Source organism: Nocardia puris (genome assembly GCF_003315035.1).
GTDB lineage: Bacteria > Actinomycetota > Actinomycetes > Mycobacteriales > Mycobacteriaceae > Nocardia > Nocardia puris.
Genome location: NZ_QNRE01000021.1, coordinates 63936 through 78694, shown reverse-complemented (window position 1 = coordinate 78694; position 14759 = coordinate 63936). Strand labels below are relative to the sequence as shown.

Here is a 14759-nt window from a genome sequence, read left to right as displayed (position 1 = left end):
TCCAGGGTCACCCCGTCGTCGCGGTTGCGAGCGACCCGCACGACGTCGTCGCGGAACTCTTTCGGATACGGCTTGGGCACTGCGACATCCTCTCAAGCCTGCCTCTCGGCAAGCCATCTCGGTTGTCACCTACCCCTGCAGCAGCCCCAACTATTCGACCGCGTGCAAGACGTGCTGAACTTCCGCAGCGGGCGCGGCCAACGCGATCGGGTGCTGACCCACTACCTCAAGGGCGCGCTGTTCTGCCAGCGTTGCCACAAGGCCGGACGCACCGCCCGCTTGATCTACACCGAGCCTCAGGGACGGGGTGGCGTCCGCTACGCCTACTTTCTGTGCCGAGGCCGCCAGGAGGGACTATGCGATCTGCCGCACCTGCGGGCCGAGCTGGTGGAAGAAGCGATCACCGACTACTACGCCACCTTGCAGCTGCCCGCCGACTTCGCCACCGAGGTGCTCCGACTGCTGGACGACACCGTGCAAGACCAACAGGCCACCACCCGCGAACACCACGCCAGTCTGACCCGGCAACTGAAACAGATCGACGACAAGGAATCCCGCCTGATCGACCTCGCTGCGGATGGCACCATGCCGCAAGTCAAGATCAAAACAAAGTTGAACGAACTGCGCATGGAGCGTGATCGAGTCGAAGCCGGACTGGCCAGCACAGGCGAGGAGCTGGCGGTCGGTGCGGCACTGCTCCGGGATGCCCTTCACCTTCTCGAAGATCCGCAGAGGATGTACAGAGACGCGCCCGACACCATCCGGCGGCACCTCAACCAGGCATTCTACGAGCGGTTCTACCTCGATGACCTGGAAGTGGCCGACGACCAGAAGACCCCGCTGTTCACCGAACTGCACACCGCCAAACGGACTCATGGCAGGCGACAGATCCGAACCGCCAGATGCGGCCAGCGGCAGCCCGAACAGCAAGAAGGCCCCCGTCAAACGGAGGCCCGCACCAACGAGAACGGCCCTACTCTCGCCAGTGTCCTTTCGGTCACTGGTTTGAGTAAGGCCGCTATGGTCGGGCTGACAGGATTTGAACCTGCGACCACTTGACCCCCAGTCAAGTGCGCTACCAAACTGCGCCACAGCCCGTTGCGCCCTGCTCTTGGGCGCTTGAAGAGATTACAACAGGGGGAGCGCATAGGGCTAATCGGCTGGTCAGAGACATTTCGTGGGCGGCGCAACCGGGGTGGGCCACGCCACAACCGGTCGAAACCCGATCGGGCGCTGTCGCTTCGGACAGCGACTCCGGCGCTGACAGATTCCGCGCACTAAATCCGGTTTCCGACGCCCGCCCACGATCGGTACCGTTGCCCGCAACGATGGCCCGGCGAGCGGCCACGACGAAGGAGTTCGGCGGGATGTCGGTCGTGTTCACCTACGAGATCTGCTTGCCCGCCAGGAACATTGGGCGTGCGTTGACGGCGCTCGAAGGTCTCGCGCCGAGGTGCCCGTCTGCGGCGGAGGGCACGATCGTCGTACTTCCGGTGTGGACGGGTGGCAGTCGAGAGGGTCAACGGGTGCCGTTCTCGCACGCGGACGGCCTTGACGTCGTCGACTGCTCGGACGGTACGGACCTGTCCCTCGCGGCCTCACTGCTGGTCGAGCCCGACGGCGAGGTCCGCCGTTGGCTGTGGGACGACCCGGCGGAACCGCCCCCGGGCGCGCTCGACGAGTCCGGTCGCGTCGCGCTCGACGGCCTCATCCTCCACGTGCGTTTCACCGGCTACGCCCCCGGTTACGCCGTGATGCGGTTCATCGCGCTGCCCAATGCGGTGGGCAGCACCTTCTACAGCTCGCCGAACGTCGCCGACATGTTTATCGGGTTGACCGTCGCCGCGGGCGGCGTCTGCTGCGGCTGGTCCGCCGAAACGTCGAGCAAGTGGCTCACTTTCCTGAACGGGAAGCGCGGGTCCTATCGCGTGGGTGAACCCGATGGCGACTTCCCCTCCATGGCCGAGGTCGCCAGGACGTGGCCGGCGCTCGGTGCCGACGCCGCCGACCTCGAGGCCGCATCGTCGAGCCGCGACGATACCGACTCCGGGCAGAATCCATGACGACCGCTCGCGAACCCGGTGCGTCGAGCAATTCACCGGGCCGAAACCAGCACACTACGTAATCAATTGGCCGGCACCATATCTCGCAACACCAAGAGACGACAGCTCCTCCCCGCTCACGCCTGTACTTTATTTTCCGAAGAGATCAACTCGCTCATATCCCCCATCCGATTCACTTATAGTCCGACCATGTCTCCCGACGCCGTGGACGTTGCCGGCCGCCGACCGGAGGCTTCGGATGCGCGGGAGGTCTCGCAGGAGCGCGTCGACGAGCTGATCGCGGAGTTCGACGAGGAGCGGCCGTCGCGGCGGCTGGGTCCGCGGCTGAACCTGGCCGTGAATATCGCGTGTTTCGGGGTGGCGCTGTATGTGCTGCGGCAGGTGTTCGACCCACTGCCGCAAGGGAATCAGTTTTATCTGATCATCTTCCTCGGCGCGATGCTGCCGCTGGTGTTCCTCACGTTCCGAGGCCGCAAGCGCAGCGCCGAGGCGCGGACCAAGGCGGACGATCCGGGCCCGCTGGATTGGGCGCTGGCCGTGCTCGCGCTGGTGGTCTGCCTGTATCCGGTGTTGCCGTTCCTCAGCGGCGGGTTCGACGCGTTCCTGGACCGGCAGGGCACACTGAACACGGTCGACATCGTGGCGGGCGCGGCGCTCACGGTCCTGCTGCTGGAGGCATGCCGGCGCACCACCGGGTTGGTGCTGCCCGCGGTGTGCGCGGCGTTCTTCCTCTACGCCTACTACGGCGGCTACCTGCCGATGGAGTGGCCGATCAGCCACGCGGGCATGGACTTCGGCCAGATCATCAACGGCTTCTACAACGACCAGTCCGGCTTCTACGGCACCCCGCTCGACGTCGCCGCCTCCTACATCGTCCTGTTCACCATCTACGGCGCGGTGCTCGACGCCACCGGCGCGGGACGGTTCTTCATCGACCTCAGCTTCTCGGTGTTCCGCAAGTCGCGGTCGGCGCCCGGCCGCACGGTCACGCTCAGCGGGTTCCTGCTCGGCACGGTGTCCGGGTCGGGCACGGCGACGGCGGTCAGTCTCGGCGCGGTCTGCTGGCCGGTCTTGAAACGCGCCGGGTATCCGAGGGAGAACGCGGGCGGCATGCTGGCCGCCGCGGGCATCGGGGCGATCCTCTCGCCGCCCACGCTCGGCGCGGCGGCGTTCATCATCGCCGAGTACCTGCAGACCTCCTACCTGCAGGTTCTGGTGTGGGCGATCGTGCCGACGATTCTCTATTACATCGGCATCATGCTGGCCGTCGAGATCGATTCGCGCCGGTTCGGCGCGCACGCCGTCGACCTGCCCGATCGCAATCCGTTCAAGCTGCTGCTGCGGTTCGGCTACCACCTGCTCTCGCTCGGCGTCATCGTGTTCTTCCTGGCGATCGGCATCGCGCCTTTCCGCGCCGTCGTCTACGCGACGCTGGTCGCGGCGGCGTTCGGCCTGCTCGAGCGGATGATCTCGCGCCGCGACCCGCTCGACCCCGAGAGCGTCCCGGAACGCTTCACCCGGGCGATGCGCACCTACGCCGCCGATCTGGCGCTCGCGCTCAGCGGCGGCATCCGGTCCGCGCTGGGCGTGGTGACGGTGTGCGCGTCGGCGGGCGTGATCACCTCGGTCATCGTGAAAACCGGCCTCGGCCAGAACCTCGCCGACATCCTGATCGACGGCGCGCAGGCGCTCACCGACAACCCGACCGCCGTGCTGATCCTCACCGCGACGCTCGCCGCCGTCGCGATCCTGCTGCTGGGCTTGGCGGTGCCGGTGACGGCGTCGTTCATCATCGCGTGGGTCATCATCGGGCCCGCCCTGCAGGAACTGGGCGTCAGCCCGCCCGAAGCGGCGATGTTCATCTTCTACTACGCGGTGCTCTCGGAGGTGTCGCCGCCGACGGCGCTGGCCGCGGTCGCCGCCTCCGCGATCACCGGCGGCAACACGATCAAAACCATATGGCAGGCAACGAAATACACGCTGCCCGCCTTCCTGGTGCCCATCGCGTTCGTGATCACCGAGAACGGTTCACACCTGCTGTTGCAGGGATCACTGCTGGACGCGCTGTGGGCCACGGTGGTGGCGGCGCTGGCCGTCGCGGCGCTCGCGGTGGTGACCGGCGGCTGGATCGTCGGGCCCGCCGATTGGGCGCAGCGGTTGCTGTGCCTGCCCGCGGCGTTGCTGCTGTTGTATCTGCATCCGGTCACGATCGCGGTCGGACTGGCTTTCGGCGCGGCCGCCGTGATCGTCAATCTTCTTGCCCGACAACGCCAGAAGAGCCTCGTGAAGGAGTCCCCGTGATCGCGTCCATTCGAAACCGCAAGCGCGGGCTGGCCGTTCCGGTCGCGGTCACCGCGATCGCCTTGGTGCTGTCGAGTTGCGGTGGCCGCCAAGACCGTTCGACCGGCGACGCGACCGCCGAGGGCTGCGAGCCGACCAGCGCGCAGCTCACCATCGCCACCGGCAACAGCACCGGCGTCTACTACGTGCTCGGCGGCGGCATCGCGAGCCTGATCAGCTCGGAGACGCCGATCCGCGCCACGGCCGCGGAAACCGGTGCCTCCCTGCAGAATATCCAGCAGGTGGTGGACGGGTCCTACGACATCGCGTTCTCGCTGGCCGACACCGCCGCCGACGCCGCCACCGGCACCGGCTCGTTCACCGAGAAGCAGCCGATCCAAGCGCTGGGCCGGATCTACTCCAATTACACGCAGGTCGTGGTCCGCGCCGACTCCGGGATCAATTCTATCGCCGATATGCGCGGCAAGGTGATCTCCACCGGATCCCCGAAATCCGGCACCGAAGTGATCGCCAACCGCTTGCTCGAAGCCGCGGGCCTGAACCCGGCCGACGACATCCAGGCCCAGCGCCTCGACCTCGCCAAAACTGTCGACGGACTGAAAGACGGCTCCATCCAAGGCTTCTTCTGGTCCGGCGGGCTGCCCACCCCGAACCTCACCGACCTGTTCACGTCCCAGCCCGACGTGGCACGGTTCCTCGACATCACTCCCCTCCTCCCCCGGATGCAGGAGATCAACCCCGTCTACGCCCAGGGTTCCATCCCGGCCGGCACCTACCGCCTCGGAGCCGACGTCCCGACCATCGTCGTCCCCAACGTGCTCGTGGTGAAGGACGACTTCCCGGCGAACAACGCCTGCGCCATCACGAAACTCGTGTGGGAGAACAAGGATCGCCTGGCCCAGGTGCACCCGTCGGCGGGAGATCTGGATCCGGTGATCGCGCAGGATACGGATCCGATTCCGTTGGCGCCGGGCGCGCAGGAGGCGTTGAGCGGGTTGGCCGGGGATTGACCGCCGGCGGGCGGACCACGTCACCGGGGCGAGCCGGTCACCGGTTCCGGGTGGCTCGCAGGTGTTCGAAGATGAGGATCGTCTCGGTGGAGGCGACCGCCGGGTGCGCGCTGAGGTGCTCCAGAACGAATCGCCGCAGTCCGTCGCTGTCGGCGGTCGCGACGTGAATGAGGTAGTCGTCGGCGCCGGCGATGAAGTAGACGTCGAGAACTTCGTCGAGGGTGGCGAGCTGCTCGGCGAACTGCCCGAGGTGGTGGCGTGCGTTGGCCTGCACACGGACCGCGATCATCGCCTGGAGCTGCTGCCCGAGGGCGGCCGGGTCGATGTCGGCGTGAAACCCTCGAATCACGCCGCGTTCGATGAGGGAGCGCACCCGGACCAGGCAGGTGGACGGGGCGATATTCGCCCGGGCGGCGAGGGCGTTATTGGGGAGGCGGGCGTTGCGGGACAGCTCGTCGAGCAGGATCCGGTCGATGTCGTCGAGTGACGCCGTGCCGCCGGCCGGCCGCTCCACACCGTGATGCTTCATCTCACCCTTTCGTGCGGCAATACCGTTGGCCACGAGCGCTTCTCCCGCGGCCAGGCTCGCCGGCCGAACATCATTCGACAACGGAGTCGGCTGAGCCGCCCCGGTCGAATATCGAACGCAAATCGCGACCTCGTGAGAATTATATTCATCCGACTTGGCAGCTACCTGCGCTTGATTCACGATTTTCAGGAAGGACCGAAGATCGTGCGGACGATCCCCCGACCGGACTCCGCCACGCAGACACCAGGAGCCAACCATGAGAATCGGAGTCCCCCGCGAGATCAAGGAGCGCGAATACCGTGTCGCCATCACGCCGTCGGGCGTGCGGGAGCTGACCACACGCGGTCACGAGGTGGTGATCGAGTCCGGTGCGGGCGCCGGATCGTCCATCACCGACGAGGAGTTCAAAGCCGCAGGGGCACAGATGATCTCCGACGCCGAGGCGGTGTGGGGGTCGGCGGACCTGTTGTTGAAGGTCAAGGAACCCATCGCCGCGGAGTACGGCCGCATGCGGCGCGAGCAGGTCCTGTTCACCTACCTGCACCTCGCCGCCTCCCGCGACTGCACCGATGCGGTGCTCGCCTCGGGGACCACCGCGATCGCCTACGAGACCGTGACCTCCCCGGACGGCTCGCTACCGCTGCTGGCGCCGATGAGCGAGGTGGCCGGACGGCTCGCCTCCCAAGCCGGCGCGTACCACCTGATGCGCCACGGCGGCGGGCGCGGGGTCCTCATGGGTGGCGTGCCCGGGGTGCGCCCGGCGAAAGTGGTCGTCATCGGGGGCGGTGTGGCGGGCGGCAACGCCGTCGCCATCGCCGTCGGAATGCACGCCGAGGTCACCGTCCTCGACATCTCCCTGGCCCGGCTGCGCGAGATCGACGCCCGCTACCGGGGCCGGGTGCGGACCGTCGTCGCCAACGACTACGAAATCGAGCGGGCCGTCCTCGACGCCGATCTCGTGATCGGCGCGGTGCTGGTGCCGGGAGCCAAAGCTCCGAACCTGGTGCCCAACGACCTCGTCGCCCGGATGTACCCCGGCTCCGTGCTGGTCGACATCGCGATCGACCAAGGCGGCTGCTTCGCGGACTCGACTCCGACCACACACTCCGAGCCCACCTATCAGGTCCACCACTCGGTGTTCTACTGCGTCGCGAACATGCCCGGTGCCGTCCCGCGCACCTCCACCTACGCGCTCACCAACGCGACCCTGCCCTATATCACCGCCCTCGCCGACAAGGGCTGGGAAGCCGCCTGCGCCGCCCTACCCGGCCTGGCCGACGGACTCACCGCGCTCGACGGATCGCTGCTGTCGCCCGAAGTTGCCGCGGCCCACGGGTACGCCGGCACGACACGCTGACCGATCCGCGGCACCCGGAGTACACCCATGACCTGGCACGTCGAATCCGGTTCACGTCGCAATGCCGGCGCGTATCGTCCGCCGTGTGAACTCCGCGTCCACTCCCCGCGTGCTCGTGATCGGGCTGGATCCGTATCGGGTGCCTGGCCCGTGGGATCCGGAGCCCGTCGCTGAGGCGATCGAAGCGGGGTTGGCGGAGTTCGCCGCGCACGGGGTCGGGGTCGAGACGTGTCTCTTCGGGCTCGATGGGAGTGACGATGTCGAAGCCGTGGTCGGGGAGGCGTTGCGGGCTCACCCGTGGGAGTGCGTGACGGTCGGGGGTGGGTTGCGGCACTCCGACGAGAGCCTGGAGTTGCTGGAGTTGGTGGTCAACCTGATTCGGCGATATGCGCCCAACGCCGCGATCGCGTTCAACAGTGGACCGTCCACGACCTACGAGGCGGCAGCGCGGTGGATCGGGCGCGCTCAGTAGGTGTGGTTGACGAGGTGGCGACGAAGCACCGTGCGCAACCCGCAGGCTTCGCCGATGGTGCCTCCCTCCCCCAGAAGCGACATGAAAACGACGAGGACGTAGCCGGTGATCCAGCGGTAGACGCTGCGCCAGAAGCCCGGTCTGCCACCGTCTTTCGCGCGGATGACGCGCAGGCCGAAGAGGTGATCGGCGAGGCCGCCGCGGAACAGGACCGTGCCGAAGACGTGGTTGACGAACGACAGGACGAGCATCAGGCCCAGGAAGGTCGGGATGAGGATCAGGTCGCCGAGGTCCATGCCCAGTGCGACGACGGCGAGGGCGATGCCGCCGCCGAGCGCCAGAAGTCCGTCGACCGTCGCGGCCAGTACTAGGCGGCCCTCCGGCGCTTCCGGTGCCACCCACACGTCGGGATCGCGCTGCCGATTACCCCCGCCGGGCCTGGTCCGGCCCGGATTCGCACTACTCACCCGACGGAGTGTGCACGGCCGGGTCGGGGATGTCGCGCGTCCGCACCACCTCCGATTCGAGACGACCGTCCGACTACGGCAGGATGGGCCCATCATGAGCGAGACCGACGAACCCCGGGACAGCCGCTGGCGGCACGGTGTGCGGCTGGCGGTGTTCGCCGCGTTCCTGCTCGTCTTGTTCTATCTGGTCGCCGTCGCGCGCGTGATCGATGTCGAGGCCGTGCGGGAGATGGTCGCCTCGACGGGTCCCGCCGCGCCGCTGGTCTACGTGGTGGTGTCGGCGCTGCTCGGCACCGCCTTGGTGCCGGGGCCGATTCTCGCGGCGGGAAGCGGTCTGCTGTTCGGACCGCTGGTGGGGACGTTCGTGACGCTGGGCGCGACGGTGGGGACGGCGACGTCGTCGGCGTTCCTCGGGCGCCGGGCCGGGCGGGAGAGCGCTCGCCATCTGCTCGGTCCCGAACGGTCCGAGCGTATCGACGCGCAGCTCGAGCGGTACGGACTGTGGGCGGTGGTCGGGCAGCGATTCGTGCCGGGCGTCCCCGACGCGCTCGCCTCGTACACGTTCGGCGCGTTCGGAATTCCGTTGTGGCAGATGGCCGTCGGCGCGTTCATCGGGTCGGCGCCGCGCGCGTTCGTCTACACGGCACTCGGTGCGTCCATCGGTGACCTCTCCGCTCCCCTCGCCTACTCCGCGATCGCGGTGTGGTGCGTGATGGCGGTCATCGGGGCGTTCGCCGCCCACCGCGGTTATCGCAGTTGGCGGGAGCGCGACGTCACCGCGCCGGTGTCGCTCGAGAAGGCGGCTCCGGAGTCGCCGTAGTCAGCGCCGCCAGCCTGGCGAGCATCCGCCAGGTCATCAACGCGCTCACCACGCTCGTCGCCTCGATCATGACTCGTGCGCTGGCGCCACGGGTCTCGTACCGCTCACGCAGGTGCAATCGCGTCGAGGGCACACCGGTGGGCGATTCGACCGCCGTGAGATGGAAGGTCCAGGTGGTGGCGAAGTCCATCTCCCCGGGTGCGTCGCCGCCCTGCGAGGTCACCACGAGACAGCGCCCCGGTTCGACCCGCGCCACCCGCAACGCGACATCGGGGTGCAGCCGGAAGATGTCACCCGGCCGCACGTCCTGCCACTCGGGATGGACGCGGTCGGCCCCGGTGATCCGGCATCCGGCGAGATTCTCCAGCGTCTCGAACGAGTAGAACCCGGCCTTGTCCTGCCCGAGCTGAGCGATCCACGGCCACACCCGCGCTGGTGACGCGGCGAGGGTGCGCGCCCGATCGTTCTGCACCCCGGCTTCGGGCAGCAACTCGTCACCGGGCAGCGGAATTCGCGCCTCGGCTCTCGACGCGCCCAGCCGCCGAGGCACACCGGTCGCCACCGCGGCGGTCACGGCGGCGGTCACCGCTACTACCGGAGCGGCAGCCAGGGCAAGAGCGATACGACGCAGAGACACCTTCCGATTCTCGCCGCACCACTACCCGGCGGGAAGAAGGCCTACGACTCCGCCCCTGACTACGAACGACCCTTCCCCCGGAAACGGCCGGGCCGGTCGTCGCGGGCGAGACCGGGCTCCCGCGCGACGGCGAGGCCGGCGTACCAGCCCGGCGCCCGCCCGCCGCCAGGTGGCCGCAGGTCCGCGGTGTCGATTCCCGCGATGACGAGCGCCCACGCGACCAGCGAGTTCGAGTTCCACATGTCCCCCTCGACGCTCCGGCCCCAGGTCAGGGCGGGCACTCGCGGCACCCCGGCGAGCAGCGCCCGCGCCACCGCAGGATCGCGCGCGAGCGTGAGGGGTCCCCCTTCCGCCCAATCACGATCGGGGAGCACACCGTCACGCCAGCACCGGACCTCATAGCGAAAGAACCGGGACCGCCCGAGAAACCGCGAGCCCACCGCGCCCGTGCGCACCACACCCCGGTCGGCCGTTCGCGGCCCGCCCCACTCGGGTGCCATCTCGATGACGTATCGCGCGCCGTCCACCGTCACTTCCAGCGCCGCGTGGAACAGCGGCCGCGGCGGACGACGGGCCCGTGCGGCTTCGACACGCTCCCACCAGGCGCTGGTGTGCCGCACCACGTGCCCGCCCGCGCCGACCGGCAACCACCACAGCACCACCGACGAGGTCATCGGCCACTCCTCACGAAGGACGAGAAGCCCGGAGTCACACCGTGACTCCGGGCTTCTCAACGGACCGGCAGGATCAGATGCCCATGCCCTCGGCCAGGATCGGCCAGGACTCGTGCAGCGCTTCTTCCCAGTACGGCCAGTAGTGGGTGCCGACGGGGTTGAACTTGAAGGTGGCGGGGATCTCGAGGGAGTCCAGCTTGTTCTTCAGGTTGGCGGTGCAGCCGTTGACGGCGGCCTCGATGATCACGCCGAGGCTCAGGTTGACCGCGCCCATCGGGCCGGGGGCCGAGTTCAGGTAGTACTCGACGTCCTCGAGCACCGGGATGCCGCTGCCGCTGGAGATGTAGAGATTGGTGCCGCGCAGCTTCTCGGCGTTGATCACCGGGTCGTTCTCGGCCCACATCGGGCTGTCGGCGGGGCCGTACATGTTGTTGGTGTCCCCACCGGCCCACGTCTCCACGGCCAGCTTCACGAACTGCTGACCGATCGGGTCGGCGATCTGCGCGCACCCGCTGTAGGCGGCGACCGACTTCCACAGGCCGGGCTTGGCCTCGGCCAGCTGCAGCACCGAGGTACCGGAGGTGGACAGGCCGGCCAGCGCGTTGCGGCCGGTGGAGTTCAGGGTCTTGTCGAGCAGCGGGGGCAGTTCCTCGGTGAAGAACGTCTTCCACTTGTTCTCGCCCAGCTTCGGGTCGGTCTGGCGCCAGTCGGCGTAGTAGCTGCCGCGGCCGCCGATCGGCTGGATGACGTTGACCGGCTTGTCGGCGAGCCATTCCAGCGCCTCGGTCTGCGCCGCCCAGCTCGCGGAGCCGATGCCGCCGTCGAGACCGTTGAGCATGTAGAGGTTGGGCGCCGAGACGGACTCGTCGGCCGGACGCTGCACGTCGACATCGATCTCGGTGCCCATCGCCGCCGAGTACACCTTCAGATGCCAGGTCCGTCCGTCCTTGGTCACGGAGGTGATCTCCGGGGCCTTCGCCGGCGCGGCCGCGGCGGTGCTTCCGAGCATCGCGACCGAGAGCGCCGCGGTGAGCGCGACGGCCGCGGTGCGCACGGTGGCGACCTTACGTAGTGCGGAGAGTTTCATCGAGCAGTCGGTTCCAGTCCGGGCCGGGTTCGGCCACATCGTCGAAGTTGTTATCTCGACACACTACGTCTTCGTTCGAGGCCGAACCGTTACGGATCATGATCGACCGTCCAGGTTCTATCACTTGATTTAATCGCGTGATAGCGGCACACTTCCCCTCGAGGAAGGGAGGCGGTCGATGGGGACAGCCGGTGACGAGAGTTTGTGCGCGCCTTATCGAGTCGAGTTTCCGTTCGAGCGGACCGTCGGCACCGTGGTCGGCACGTTCCTCGGCGGGCTGCGGGAGGCGCGACTGCTGGGGGCGCGCACCGAGCGCGGCACGGTGGTCTGCCCGCCCGCCGAGTTCGACCCGGTGAGCGGAGCGGAGTTGCGCGATCTGGTCGAGCTCGAGCCGGTCGGCAGCGTGCAGGCGTGGACGTGGGTGGCGCACCGGCCGGGCGATCCGGTCGGTCACGACTTCGCGTGGGGCCTGATCGCGATCGACGGCGCCGAGGGCGCGCTGTTCCACGCCGTCGACGTGGGCGGCGATCCGGCGGGGATGCGGCACGGGCTGCGGGTCCGGGCGCGCTGGGCCGCGCAGCGGCGCGGCGAGATGAGCGATCTGACCTGTTTCGAGCCGATCGGAGACCCGGCGTGACTTCCGCACTGCCAGAACCGGTCCGGCTGATGCCGACGCCGCTGCGGATGGACTACACGTTCGTCGCGGGCGCGGGCCGGTCCACTTTCCTGCGCGGGCTCGCCGAGCGCAAGTTCCTCGCGCGGGGCTGCCCCGGGTGCGGAAAGGTGTATCTGCCCGCGCCGGAGTTCTGCGCGCGCTGCCTGGCCGAACTCGGCGAGCCGATCGAGCTGGACGGACGGGGCACCGTGTCCACGTTCTGCGTGGTGAGCTTCCCGTTCCCCGGGCAGGAGATCGAGCCGCCCTATGTCGTGGCCCACATCCATCCCGACGGCGCCGACACACGGTTCATGCACCTGATCCGCGAGGCCGAGATCGACGCGGTCCACATCGGGATGCGCGTCGAACCGGTGTGGTCGGACGCCGCGCCCGAGCCGTCGTGGACGAGTATCCGCCACTACCGCCCCCTGGAGGAGGCCCACCGTGCGTGACATCGGGATCGTCGCCACCGCGCAATCCCGCTGCCTGGCGGCCAACCGGCGCGACGATATGGCGGGCATCCTGCTGCCCGTGGTGCGCGAGGCGCTGGCCGGCATCGGGCGCGACCGCGTCGACTTCGTGTGCTCGGGCAGTCACGATTTCCACGAGGGCCGCACCTTCGCCTACATCGACTCCCTGGACGCGGTGGGCGCCTGGCCGCCGCTCGCGGAATCGCACGTGGAGATGGACGCCGCGTGGGCGTTCTACGAGGCGTGGACGTGGCTGCAACTGGGGCACGGCGACGTGGCGCTGATCTACGGGATCGGGCGCGGTTCGCTCGCGTGCGACCTGGACCAAGTGGTCCCGTCGCAGCTCGATCCCTATTACCTGGCCCCGCTGCGCCCGCACCGCGACGCCATCGCGGGTATCCAGGCCGACGCGCTGGTGCGCGGCGGGCACACCTCCGAAGAGGAGATGGCGGGCGTCGTCGCGCGCAGCCTGGCCGACGCTGTGGACAATCCGCACGCCCAGCTCTCAGGGAAGTTTCCCGTCGACCAGCTGCTGAACGAGCCCTACGTCGCCGCTCCCCTGCGCGCCCGAGACATCTCGCCGGTCGGCGACGCGGCGGCCGTCGTGGTGCTCGCGGCCGGTGACGCCGCGCGTGAGTTGTGCGCGGATCCGGTGTGGGTGCGGGGCGTGGACCACCGGATGGACACGCACTATCCCGGCTCCCGTGATCTGACGCGCGCGCCCTCGGCCGCGACGGCCGCCGCGCACGCCGCGCGGCTCGCCGGATTCGAGGCGGCGGACTGCGAGGTCGCCGAACTGCACGTCGAATACTCCGCGCAGGAACCGCTGCTCGCGCGCGAACTCGGACTCGGGGCGGACACCGCGCGCAATCCTTCGGGCGGACCGCTGGCGGGGCGCCCGACCACCGCGACCGGGCTGTTGCGCGTAATCGAAGCCGCCCACGCCATCGACACCGGCATGGCCCGCCGCGCGCTCGCGCACGCGACGAATGGTCAAGCGCTACAGCAGAATCTGGTCTGCCTGCTGGAAGGGAACGCGGGATGAACGAGCAGGTCGCGGTCGTCGGCATCGGCCAGGGCAAACAGGCCAAGCGCCGCGAGGTCACCATCGGCGCCATGGTGCGCGAGGCGGTGACGGCCGCGATGGCCGACGCCGGCCTGGCGCTCGGCGAGGTGGACGCGGTGGTGCTGTCCAAGACGCCGGACCTGTTCGACGGCGTGATGAATCCGGAGCTGTATCTGGCGGATGCGCTCGGGGCGCGGGGGCTTCCGGTGACCAGGGTGTTCACCGGCGGCAGCGTGGGCGGGCACGCGGCGGTGTATGGGGCGCACCTGATCCAGGCGGGGTTGGCGCGGCGGGTGCTGGTGGCCGCGTATTCCAAAGAGTCCGAAGGGAATTTCACCTGGGCGCTCTCGCGCGGACTGCCGTTCAGCGCGAAGCTCGGCGCGGGCGCGGGCGGGCATTTCGCGCCGGTGATCCGGGAGTACATCCGCCGGTCGGGCGCGCCGGAGCACACCGGCTGGCAGGTGGCGGTGAACCACCGGCTCAACGCGCTGCGAAACCCGTACGCGCACATCCACATGCCGGATATCACGGTCGAGAAAGTGCGCGAGTCCAAGATGCTGTGGGACCCGATCCGCTACCTCGAATCCTGCCCGTCCTCCGACGGGGCCGCCGCGATCGTGCTGGCCGCCGCGTCGCACGTGGGCGAGCCCGCCCATCCGCCCGCCTGGATCCACGGGATGTCGTTCCGCACGGAGACAGGACATTTCGCGGGACGCGACGAGGTGAATCCCCGCGCGGGTACGGAATGCGCGGCCGACGCCTACCGGCAGGCGGGCATCGACGACCCCGCCCGCGATATCGACGTCGCCGAGCTCTACATCCCGTACAGCTGGTACGAGCCGATGTGGTTGGAGAACATCGGGCTCGCGCCGGCGCACCAGGGCTGGAAACTGGTGGACGACGGCGTCACCCGGTTCGACGGCGCGCTGCCGGTCAACCCGTCGGGCGGCGTGCTGTCCGGGAATCCCACCGGCGCAACGGGTTTGCTGCGGTTCCTGGAAGCCGCGCGACAGGTGCGCGGCACGGCGGGTGAGCACCAGGTCCCCGGCGCGCGGCGGGCCATCGGGCACGCCATGGGCGGCGCGTCCCAGTTCCACGCCCTCTGGGTGGTCGGCTCCGACCGGCCCGGCGGCTGATCGACGAGCGAGGAG

The 14759-nt window shown here is 68.9% G+C and carries 16 protein-coding genes and 1 tRNA gene; 11 read left to right on the top strand and 6 right to left on the bottom strand.

Features of this window, described 5'->3' with window-relative positions; all coding sequences use genetic code 11:
• Positions 1 to 162 precede the first annotated feature (162 nt).
• Complete coding sequence (locus DFR74_RS32250) at positions 163 to 1059, top strand: recombinase zinc beta ribbon domain-containing protein (protein ID WP_157115858.1); 897 nt, start codon at positions 163 to 165, stop codon at positions 1057 to 1059.
• Here DFR74_RS32250 and DFR74_RS32245 read toward each other — a convergent pair.
• Positions 1022 to 1098: transfer RNA gene (locus tag DFR74_RS32245), tRNA-Pro, on the bottom strand. The genes DFR74_RS32250 and DFR74_RS32245 overlap by 38 nt on opposite strands.
• A gap of 269 nt (positions 1099 to 1367) precedes the next feature.
• Between DFR74_RS32245 and DFR74_RS32240 the strand changes: the two genes are divergently transcribed.
• From DFR74_RS32240 to DFR74_RS32230, 3 genes are all read left to right on the top strand, one after another.
• Entirely contained in the window at positions 1368 to 2063 is a 696-nt protein-coding gene (locus DFR74_RS32240; protein ID WP_147266014.1) for a hypothetical protein, read from the top strand.
• Between the two features lie 66 nt (positions 2064 to 2129).
• The gene (locus DFR74_RS32235) at positions 2130 to 4364 is read left to right on the top strand and encodes a TRAP transporter permease (protein WP_228801676.1); all 2235 of its coding nucleotides are present in this window, start codon (positions 2130 to 2132) and stop codon (positions 4362 to 4364) included.
• The gene (locus DFR74_RS32230) at positions 4361 to 5374 is read left to right on the top strand and encodes a TAXI family TRAP transporter solute-binding subunit (protein ID WP_232331828.1); all 1014 of its coding nucleotides are present in this window, start codon (positions 4361 to 4363) and stop codon (positions 5372 to 5374) included. The genes DFR74_RS32235 and DFR74_RS32230 overlap by 4 nt, the downstream gene beginning before the upstream one ends.
• A 37-nt stretch (positions 5375 to 5411) precedes the next feature.
• On the opposite strand, the gene DFR74_RS32225 is transcribed toward DFR74_RS32230, so the two are convergent.
• Positions 5412 to 5903, bottom strand: a complete 492-nt coding sequence (locus DFR74_RS32225; protein ID WP_067511447.1) for an Lrp/AsnC family transcriptional regulator — start codon at positions 5901 to 5903, stop codon at positions 5412 to 5414.
• Between the two features lie 256 nt (positions 5904 to 6159).
• Here DFR74_RS32225 and ald point away from each other — a divergent pair, with 256 nt between their 5' ends.
• Positions 6160 to 7260: an alanine dehydrogenase gene (gene ald, locus DFR74_RS32220; protein WP_067511448.1), complete on the top strand. Its 1101-nt coding sequence runs from the start codon at positions 6160 to 6162 to the stop codon at positions 7258 to 7260.
• Between the two features lie 85 nt (positions 7261 to 7345).
• Positions 7346 to 7732 carry a hypothetical protein gene (locus tag DFR74_RS32215; protein WP_198161807.1) on the top strand — a complete coding sequence of 129 codons (387 nt, stop codon included), beginning with the start codon at positions 7346 to 7348 and terminating at the stop codon, positions 7730 to 7732.
• Here the strand turns inward: DFR74_RS32215 and DFR74_RS32210 are convergent.
• The gene (locus DFR74_RS32210) at positions 7726 to 8199 is read right to left on the bottom strand and encodes an RDD family protein (protein WP_170160843.1); all 474 of its coding nucleotides are present in this window, start codon (positions 8197 to 8199) and stop codon (positions 7726 to 7728) included. The genes DFR74_RS32215 and DFR74_RS32210 overlap by 7 nt on opposite strands.
• Positions 8200 to 8293: 94 nt before the next feature.
• Between DFR74_RS32210 and DFR74_RS32205 the strand changes: the two genes are divergently transcribed.
• Positions 8294 to 9019: a TVP38/TMEM64 family protein gene (locus DFR74_RS32205; protein ID WP_067511450.1), complete on the top strand. Its 726-nt coding sequence runs from the start codon at positions 8294 to 8296 to the stop codon at positions 9017 to 9019.
• Here the strand turns inward: DFR74_RS32205 and DFR74_RS32200 are convergent.
• From DFR74_RS32200 to DFR74_RS32190, 3 genes are all read right to left on the bottom strand, one after another.
• Entirely contained in the window at positions 8973 to 9605 is a 633-nt protein-coding gene (locus DFR74_RS32200; RefSeq protein WP_232331829.1) for a hypothetical protein, read from the bottom strand. The genes DFR74_RS32205 and DFR74_RS32200 overlap by 47 nt on opposite strands.
• 110 nt (positions 9606 to 9715) lie before the next feature.
• Positions 9716 to 10330, bottom strand: a complete 615-nt coding sequence (locus DFR74_RS32195) for a hypothetical protein (protein ID WP_067511452.1) — start codon at positions 10328 to 10330, stop codon at positions 9716 to 9718.
• Between the two features lie 73 nt (positions 10331 to 10403).
• On the bottom strand, positions 10404 to 11417 hold the full coding sequence (locus tag DFR74_RS32190; RefSeq protein WP_067511453.1) for an alpha/beta hydrolase: 1014 nt from the start codon (positions 11415 to 11417) through the stop codon (positions 10404 to 10406).
• 178 nt (positions 11418 to 11595) lie between these two features.
• Between DFR74_RS32190 and DFR74_RS32185 the strand changes: the two genes are divergently transcribed.
• The 4 genes from DFR74_RS32185 to DFR74_RS32170 are packed head-to-tail and all read left to right on the top strand — an operon-like array spanning position 11596 to position 14744.
• Complete coding sequence (locus tag DFR74_RS32185; protein WP_067511454.1) at positions 11596 to 12054, top strand: Zn-ribbon domain-containing OB-fold protein; 459 nt, start codon at positions 11596 to 11598, stop codon at positions 12052 to 12054.
• A gap of 29 nt (positions 12055 to 12083) precedes the next feature.
• A complete protein-coding gene (locus DFR74_RS32180; protein WP_067511487.1) occupies positions 12084 to 12524 on the top strand; it encodes a Zn-ribbon domain-containing OB-fold protein in 441 nt (146 codons plus the stop codon).
• Positions 12517 to 13587 carry a lipid-transfer protein gene (locus DFR74_RS32175; protein ID WP_067511455.1) on the top strand — a complete coding sequence of 357 codons (1071 nt, stop codon included), beginning with the start codon at positions 12517 to 12519 and terminating at the stop codon, positions 13585 to 13587. The genes DFR74_RS32180 and DFR74_RS32175 overlap by 8 nt, the downstream gene beginning before the upstream one ends.
• The gene (locus tag DFR74_RS32170) at positions 13584 to 14744 is read left to right on the top strand and encodes a thiolase domain-containing protein (RefSeq protein ID WP_067511456.1); all 1161 of its coding nucleotides are present in this window, start codon (positions 13584 to 13586) and stop codon (positions 14742 to 14744) included. Before DFR74_RS32175 ends, DFR74_RS32170 begins: the two co-directional genes overlap by 4 nt.
• The last annotated feature ends 15 nt before the right edge of the window (positions 14745 to 14759 follow it).